This window comes from Aeromonas sp. R1-1, assembly GCF_040908495.1.
Taxonomy (GTDB): Bacteria; Pseudomonadota; Gammaproteobacteria; order Enterobacterales; family Aeromonadaceae; genus Aeromonas; species Aeromonas veronii.
The window spans coordinates 1-7,109 of sequence record NZ_JBFODV010000072.1 but is presented as its reverse complement, the minus strand read 5'-3'; the positions used below and the strand labels follow the sequence as shown (position 1 = coordinate 7,109).

Here is a 7,109-nt window from a genome sequence, read left to right as displayed (position 1 = left end):
CATACTGTTCAGCGATCGCGGCATCCCCAAGAGCCTGCGGGAGATGAACGGCTACGGCAGCCACACCTTCAGCTTTATCAACGATGCCAACGAGCGCTTCTGGGTCAAGTTCCACTTCAAGACCGAGCAGGGCCACAGCTTCTACACCGATGAAGAGGCCGCCACCGCCGTCGGGCAGGATCGGGAGACCAGTCAGGCGGATCTCTACAACGCCATCGAACGGGGCGACTTTCCGCGCTGGAAGGTCTATGTGCAGGTGATGCCGGAGGCCGAAGCCCAGACTTACAACATCCACCCGTTCGACCTCACCAAGGTGTGGCCGCACAGCGACTACCCGCTGATCCCGGTGGGCGTGCTGGAGCTCAACCAGAACCCGGACAACTACTTCGCCCATGTGGAGCAGGCCGCCTTTACCCCGGCCAACGTGGTGCCCGGTATCGGCTTCTCGCCGGATCGCATGTTGCAAGGGCGGCTCTTCTCCTACGGTGACACCCAGCGCTATCGCCTCGGCGTCAACCATGGTCTGCTGCCGGTCAACGCCCCGCGCTGCCCGTTCCACCACGGTGCCCATCGTGATGGCGCCATGCGCAGCGACAGCAATGGCGGCGCCAGCCCCAACTATCAGCCGAACCGCTTTGGCACCCAGCAGCCGAGCGAGGAGCACGAACCGGCGCTGAGTCTGGAAGGGGCTGCCCTGCACTACGATTTTCGCGACTACGACAGCGACTACTACAGCCAGCCGGGCAACCTGTTCCGCATCATGGACGAGGGGCAGCGTTCACGGCTCGCCGCCAACCTGGCCCGCTCCCTTATCAATGTGGAGGATGACGCCATCGTCGCGGCCCAGCTCAAACACTTCGAGCAGGCCGACCCCGAGTACGCCAAACGGGTCGAACTGGCACTGGCCGCCTTGCAGCGCTAAGCCACAAGCAGGCAACATCTGCAAAAACAAAACGGGGGCCTGATGGCCCCCGTTTTCTATTGCGAGCAAGCTCGCTCAGAGAGCAGGCACCTGCCCGGCCTGCCACCGCAACGCGTTCGCCTCGTGCTCTTTCACAAAGGCATTCTTGCCCGCACAGTAGCGCTCGATATCGTGCTGACAGCTCGCGGCTACCGCCTGCTTTAACTCGGCGTATTCCCGGCATACCGCAGGGTGGGCCCTTAGATAGTCACGAAAGGCCAGATGGCGATGCACATGGTCATCCCCTTGCAAGAAGGCGTGGATCTGGTGGGTTCTCTCATCACCCCCCTTGCGAAAATAGCGGCGGTGCGCAATCCCGCACTCCCCCATCGCCTCATAGCCCAGCGCCTCCAGCTGACCATTCTGCTCATCGAGCTGCTCCAGCGATGATACCTCCAGCATGATGTCGATGATGGGCTTGGCGGCCAAACCGACGACAGAGGTACTGCCGATATGGTGGACAGCTAGCAAGCAGTTATCCAGCGCACTGCGTAATTGAACCTCTTCAGCTACAAAGCAGGCTGGCCATTGGGGGTTGTAGGAGACAACGTCGACTCTCACAGTTTCAGCTCTCTGGATAGTTGCCGATGGCATCGGGCAACAGGGTATGCGATGGGTGGACAAGATAACCAGACGGCAAATTGCCAACAACAAAAACGGAGCCAGAGGCTCCGTTTTTCAATGCTGTATCAATCCCGGACGGAACGCGCTTCACGCTCTTCCCGCTCCCTTGCCAACAGGCGTTTGTACCACCAGCTACTGCGACGACGTTGTGCATTGGAAGAGCGACGAGCCATTTCTTAGGTTCCAGCCAAGAGAAGAAAGGAGCTGCATTATGCGACAGGGATCACGTCCATGTCTTTAGCTGGATCAAGAAAAGCCTCACTGACCCACGGAAATCGTCTTCTGATCTTTCGCACCACGGGTGGCAGGCAACACCACCGCAGGAGAGCGCCAAGCCAACGGGCCATTGCTCTCGAGGTCGTTCTGCGGGCCGCACTCCAGCCAGATATCTCCCTGCAGAATACGGGCCCCTTCGGAATATTTCTGATCCGCAAACCAGCAGACCCGCTCGGGCAATGAGCCCAGCGGCAACACCAGCTCGGGACTGGCAGACTCGCCCACCACAGTGGTTTTGGACGCGGCCAGAGCGGGGACGAGCCAGAGGGAGGCCAGCAAGCAGAGCTGTACATTTTTCATGAGAGGGATCCTGTTGCAATGGGGGCACTCTCGAAGAGTCGACCAGCCACGGGGTTTACTTGACTGACAATCATACTGCCTGCTGGCATTGTGGAACCAATATGGTAGCCTGCCAGCGCCTGCGGGCAGTCTCTCGCTGCCACGCGCAAACTTCCGGTGAATTTGTCACGTCCTGACAAAATATAACCTTATTTATCAAATCGTTATTTGGATATTATCCCAATGCGTATCATGCCGTTGCTTCAGGCGGCCTGCCTGAGCCTGATGTTGTCCGCCTGCGTTGCCCCATTGCTGATGATGAGCCCCACCAGCCAGCTGATGTGGGCCCTGCTCAAGCCGCTGGTCGGCTTTGACCCGAACGAGGTCAATCTGTTCGAACAACCCCTGATCAAGGACCGGATGACCGCCATCCTTGGCCCCAACTACGACAGCACCATGCAGTTGCTCAAGACTGCCGACAAGTTACAGCAGGAGGGGCCGCTTTTCTATGTGGTCTCCGAATATGCGCCCGTGCCGGATATCGCCAAGCAGGCGGGGATGGTGTGGAACTCGCAAACCAACCAGATGTCTGTATTGCTGCAAAAAGGGGATGGCACCACCCTGACCTTCGGCGAAAATCTGGCGGGCACGGCACCGACCTGGCCAACCGCCATGCAGGGCTGGCAGACCCCCACCAGCCAGCTCACCCCGGCGGCCAATGCCCTGACTGGGGCGGCGACCAGTCAGAGTAGCGCCTCCCCCTTCTCCCTTGGCAGCGCGCTGGGCACAGTGACCCGCGGCGTCACCGGCTCGCTGACCAACAGCGCCAGCCAGGCTATCAGCGGTGCAGCCGCAAACGCCACAGGGCAGGCTACCCAAGCGGTGAGCCAGAGCGCGACCGATCTGACTGGTAGTGCAACCACCGCTGTCACTGCGCCAGCCAAGCAAGCTGTGAGCAGCACCACCGCCACCGTGACACAAGAGGCCACCAAAGCCGTTGTCACACCTGCCAAACAGGCTGTCAGCAGCGCCGCTGCGACCGCGACGCAAGATGCAACCAAGGCCGTTGCTGCTCCGGCCAAGCAAGCCGTCAACAGCGCCGCTGCGACCGCGACGCAAGAAGCCACCAAGGCTGTTGCCGTTCCTGCCAAACAGGCCGTCAGTAGTGCCGCTACGACCGCGACGCAAGAGGCCACCAAGGCTGTTGCCGCTCCGGCCAAACAGACCGTCAGCGGCGCTACAGCAACCGTGACAAAAGAAGCCACCAAAGCCGTTGCCGCTCCGGCCAAACAGGCAGTCAGCAGTGCCGCCGCTACCGTGACGCAAGAGGCAACCAAGGCCGTTGCAGAACCAGCCCGGCAGGCCGTCAGTGCCGCATCCCATACGGCCGGAGAGAGCGTCGCCGATGCAGCCAGAGCGGCGGAGGCCAAGGCGCGCGCCAAGGCAGAGGCGGAGATGGAAGCCCTGCTCAAATAAACAGACAGGCCACCGAAAGGTGGCCTGTTTTTTATCCCGCTACCGGATCATGACGTTATGGAAAAGGCCACATAGACTGTTAGGTAACTACCCGCACAAGGAGTGCATCATGCGTCGTCTGCTCCCTGCTCTCGCTTCTCTCGCCCTGTTTATCGCGCTCCCAGCTCCGGCACTTATCTACTATTCGGAGCAGAACATGCCACTCAATGGCCTGGATAAAAATGGTCAGCCTGTGGGGTTGGCGGTCGAGTTGCTGCGCCTGATGTGGCGCGAAATGGGAGAGCCGGAGCAACCCATCCACTTTCTGCCCTGGGCCCGCGGCTGGTATCTGCTGACCCAGCAGCAAGAGGCCGTGCTCTTTACCACGGCGCACACCAAGGAGCGGGATCCCCACTTCCTCTGGGTCTGCCCCATCAGCCACTCCAGGGTCGCTCTGGTCGGCCGCAAGCAGGATGCCCCCAAAGTGGCCAGCAAAGCGGATCTCGCCAAGCTGCAGATTGGTGTGATGCAGGCAGATGTCGGGGAGCAGTTGCTGCTCAACCGCGGGATCAGCCCGGGCAATATGATGTCGGTGGAGCGCATGGATCAGGTGGTGCGCCAGCTCATCATGGCACGCACCGATCTGGTGGCGGGCAACGAGGTGATGTTGCGCCATCAGGCCAAAGAGCTGGGTTTCCCCAGCGAGGATTTTGTCACCGTCGCGATCATTGAAGAGCAGGACAACTGCTTCGCCTTCAACCTGAGGGCAGACAAGCAACAGGTTGCCCGCCTGCAACAGGCGCTGGACAAGGTCAGACAGGGGGATGAATACAAGCAGCTGATGAAGCGCTACCAGTTGCTCAGTATCCTGCCCGAAACCACTCCCACCATCCCGCGCCTCGAGTAACCCCGGCCCACCCTATGGCGGGCTCTCTCTATCTCCCGCCGATGACGCCTGCGATGCCTCCACCGGCGCCGTAATGAGGTGGTTCAGAAAGAGATTGAACAGCTCGGCCCGCGAGCCGAGCCGCAGCTTGCCATAGAGATGCTTGCGGTGATTCTTCACCGTGCCGCTGCCAATCCCGAGCGCTGCGGCAATCGCCTCCGTATCCAGTCCCTGCAGCAGCAACTCCGCCACCTGCCGCTCGCGCCGGGTGAGCAGATCCCCCCCGACACTCGCCATCGCCAGCTCCACCGCGCTCTTGAGGCTGGCGCTATCTGGCAGCGCCGTGCTCTGGGCCAGCAGCGGCTGGCTCTGCCGCCACTGCTGACGACAGAGCGAATGCACCAGCGGGAACAGCAGCTCCAGCCTCGCCAGCTCGTCACGGCTGAGAGTACTGCGCTTGTCGAGTCGCCCCAGAAACAACATCAGCGTCAGCCCGTCCCGCACCGGCAGGATCAGCCCCACCTCCTCCTGCCAGCCGGTGGCCTGATAGAAGTGGTGGCGATATTCGGGATCGAGCCGCCCTTGGGAGACCTGCGCCAGCGTCCAGACGCCGGCAGGCAAGCCCTGCTCCAGCGCCTGCATAAAGGGATCCTGACTGAAGTGGCTGGTGAGGTAGCGGTCAAACAACAGAGCCCGCTGATGATTGAGGTTGTCGTAGAGGTAGACGGGGCGCTGCCCCACCCCGAGCAGCAGGGCGCAATCAAACGCCACCTGTTGCTGGATCAGCCGCACCAGCGCCGCCGGAAAGGCGCTGCTGTGCAGGGCATCGACCACCTCGGTCATGCTGCGGGTCAAGGCATCTGTGGTGAATGGCTGGGTCATGGTGGCACGTTTCCGGTGACGGGGAGCGATTCCCCGCTATGGCTGAATGCTAACACGAGAGTGGCAAAACTGTCCCTCAGGGGACATATCCGCCACCGGCCAGAACGGCGAGGATGACGGCTTTTCCCCTGTTGTTGGAGCACCCATGATCAACCCCCACCTGCTCGATGAGCTGACCGAGCGCGGCCTTGTGGCCCAGAATTCCGACCCGGCGGCCCTGGCCGATCATCTTGCCACCCCGCGCACCGTCTATTGCGGGTTCGATCCCACCGCCGGCAGCCTGCATATCGGTCATCTGGTGCCGCTCTTGATGCTGCGCCGCTTCCAGCTGGCGGGCCACACCCCGGTGGCACTGGTGGGCGGGGCAACCGGCCTTATTGGCGATCCCAGCTTCAAGGCGACCGAGCGCAGCCTCAACAGTGCCGATACCGTGCAGGGTTGGGTCGCCAGCCTGTCGGCCCAAATCAGGGCGCTGCTGCCCGCCGATGAGGGCCTGTCGGCCCCGCAACTGGTCAACAATGGCGACTGGATGGGGCAGATGTCCGCCCTCGATTTTCTGCGGGATATCGGCAAGCACTTCTCGGTCAATGCAATGCTGGCGCGGGAGTCGGTGCGCCAGCGACTGGCCCGCCCGGATCAGGGCATCTCGTTCACCGAGTTCTCCTACGCTCTGCTGCAATCCTACGACTTTGCGGTGCTGCACCAGCGGCTCGGTTGCACCCTGCAGATTGGCGGCAACGACCAGTGGGGCAATATCACCAGCGGCATGGATCTCACCCGTCGTCTCCATCAGGCACAGGTGCACGGCATGACCCTGCCCCTTATCACCAAGGCGGACGGCACCAAGTTTGGCAAGACCGAGGGTGGTGCAGTCTGGCTCGATCCGGCGCTCACCTCCCCTTACGCCTTCTACCAGTTCTGGCTCGGTACCGCGGATGAGGATGTCTACCGCTTCCTGCGCTACTACAGCTTTATGTCGCTGAGCGAGATTGATGCACTGGAGGCGGAAGATGCCAAGCGGCAGGGGCGAAAGCAGGCCCAGCAGGTGCTGGCGAACGAGCTGACCGAGCTGGTACACGGCAAAGCGGCGCTGGCTGCGGTGCAGCGCATCAGCGAACTGCTGTTTAGCGGCGATGTAGCTCGCCTCGGCGAGAGCGATCTGGCCCAGCTGGCGCAGGATGGCATGCCGTGCAGCACCGTCAGCGGCGAGACGGATCTGATCAGCCTGCTGGTCAGCTGCGGTCTGGCGAACTCCAAACGCATCGCCCGCGAGCTGCTGGCGGCGGGGGCCATCAGCCTCAATGGTGTGATCAAGCAGGATGAACAGCTGAGTGCCGATGATCGGCTGTTTGGTCGCTACCTGCTGCTGCGCCGGGGCAAGAAGCAGTATCACCTGGTGGAGTGGCAATAAGCCGCAGGGCGGGGAGCACAGCCTCCCCGCCCGTACCCTCAATCCCTTTTGAATCCCGAGTTGCGATCCCCCTCACAGCCTCTCCCATCAGCAGCCACCATACTGGCACCGGCGAACATGGAGTACGCCACACAATCTGTTCCTCACGAATCAACAAGGATGCTGATGATGAAGAGATGGCTTCTGGTGCTGCTCTGCACCCTGCCCATGCTGGCACACGCCAGCGGATACACCCAGACCCGCTACCCCATAGTGCTGGTGCACGGCCTGTTCGGCTTCGACAAGCTGCTCGGGGTCGATTACTTCTACGGCATTCCCCAGGCCCTGAGCCGGGA

General features: G+C 61.7%; 7 protein-coding genes and 1 pseudogene. 5 read left to right on the top strand and 3 right to left on the bottom strand.

The features are described 5' to 3' along the window. The coding region (locus AB5Y92_RS04250; protein WP_368225695.1) for a catalase at positions 1-922 on the top strand (922 nt) is incomplete at its 5' end. 75 nt (positions 923-997) lie between these two features. Here the strand turns inward: AB5Y92_RS04250 and AB5Y92_RS04245 are convergent. Together AB5Y92_RS04245 and AB5Y92_RS04240 are read right to left on the bottom strand one after the other, a co-directional pair. Continuing rightward, positions 998-1,522 carry a GrpB family protein gene (locus AB5Y92_RS04245; RefSeq protein ID WP_368225693.1) on the bottom strand — a complete coding sequence of 175 codons (525 nt, stop codon included), beginning with the start codon at positions 1,520-1,522 and terminating at the stop codon, positions 998-1,000. A gap of 321 nt (positions 1,523-1,843) precedes the next feature. Further along, a complete protein-coding gene (locus AB5Y92_RS04240) occupies positions 1,844-2,161 on the bottom strand; it encodes a DUF1496 domain-containing protein (RefSeq protein ID WP_040068766.1) in 318 nt (105 codons plus the stop codon). A 222-nt stretch (positions 2,162-2,383) separates the two neighbouring features. Here AB5Y92_RS04240 and AB5Y92_RS04235 point away from each other — a divergent pair, with 222 nt between their 5' ends. Both AB5Y92_RS04235 and AB5Y92_RS04230 read left to right on the top strand, forming a co-directional pair. Next, on the top strand, positions 2,384-3,616 hold the full coding sequence (locus AB5Y92_RS04235) for a hypothetical protein (protein WP_368225691.1): 1,233 nt from the start codon (positions 2,384-2,386) through the stop codon (positions 3,614-3,616). A gap of 109 nt (positions 3,617-3,725) precedes the next feature. After that, a complete protein-coding gene (locus AB5Y92_RS04230) occupies positions 3,726-4,502 on the top strand; it encodes an ABC transporter substrate-binding protein (protein ID WP_058058128.1) in 777 nt (258 codons plus the stop codon). Positions 4,503-4,514: 12 nt separating this feature from the next. Here AB5Y92_RS04230 and AB5Y92_RS04225 read toward each other — a convergent pair whose 3' ends face one another. Then, the gene (locus tag AB5Y92_RS04225; protein WP_368225690.1) at positions 4,515-5,363 is read right to left on the bottom strand and encodes a LuxR C-terminal-related transcriptional regulator; all 849 of its coding nucleotides are present in this window, start codon (positions 5,361-5,363) and stop codon (positions 4,515-4,517) included. 145 nt (positions 5,364-5,508) lie between these two features. On the opposite strand from AB5Y92_RS04225, the gene tyrS reads away from it, so the two are divergent. Both tyrS and AB5Y92_RS04215 read left to right on the top strand, forming a co-directional pair. After that, a complete protein-coding gene (gene tyrS, locus AB5Y92_RS04220; RefSeq protein ID WP_368225688.1) occupies positions 5,509-6,774 on the top strand; it encodes a tyrosine--tRNA ligase in 1,266 nt (421 codons plus the stop codon). Between the two features lie 168 nt (positions 6,775-6,942). Beyond that, positions 6,943-7,109 (top strand): annotated as a pseudogene (locus tag AB5Y92_RS04215) (lipase); the annotation flags it as partial.

Bases quoted from the DNA above. Each gene is read 5' to 3' on its own strand.
- AB5Y92_RS04240 (WP_040068766.1), bottom strand. From the start codon at position 2,161: ATGAAAAATGTACAGCTCTGCTTGCTGGCCTCCCTCTGGCTCGTCCCC.
- tyrS (WP_368225688.1), top strand. From the start codon at position 5,509: ATGATCAACCCCCACCTGCTCGATGAGCTGACCGAGCGCGGCCTTGTG.
- AB5Y92_RS04230 (WP_058058128.1), top strand. From the start codon at position 3,726: ATGCGTCGTCTGCTCCCTGCTCTCGCTTCTCTCGCCCTGTTTATCGCG.
- AB5Y92_RS04235 (WP_368225691.1), top strand. From the start codon at position 2,384: ATGCGTATCATGCCGTTGCTTCAGGCGGCCTGCCTGAGCCTGATGTTG.
- AB5Y92_RS04225 (WP_368225690.1), bottom strand. From the start codon at position 5,363: ATGACCCAGCCATTCACCACAGATGCCTTGACCCGCAGCATGACCGAG.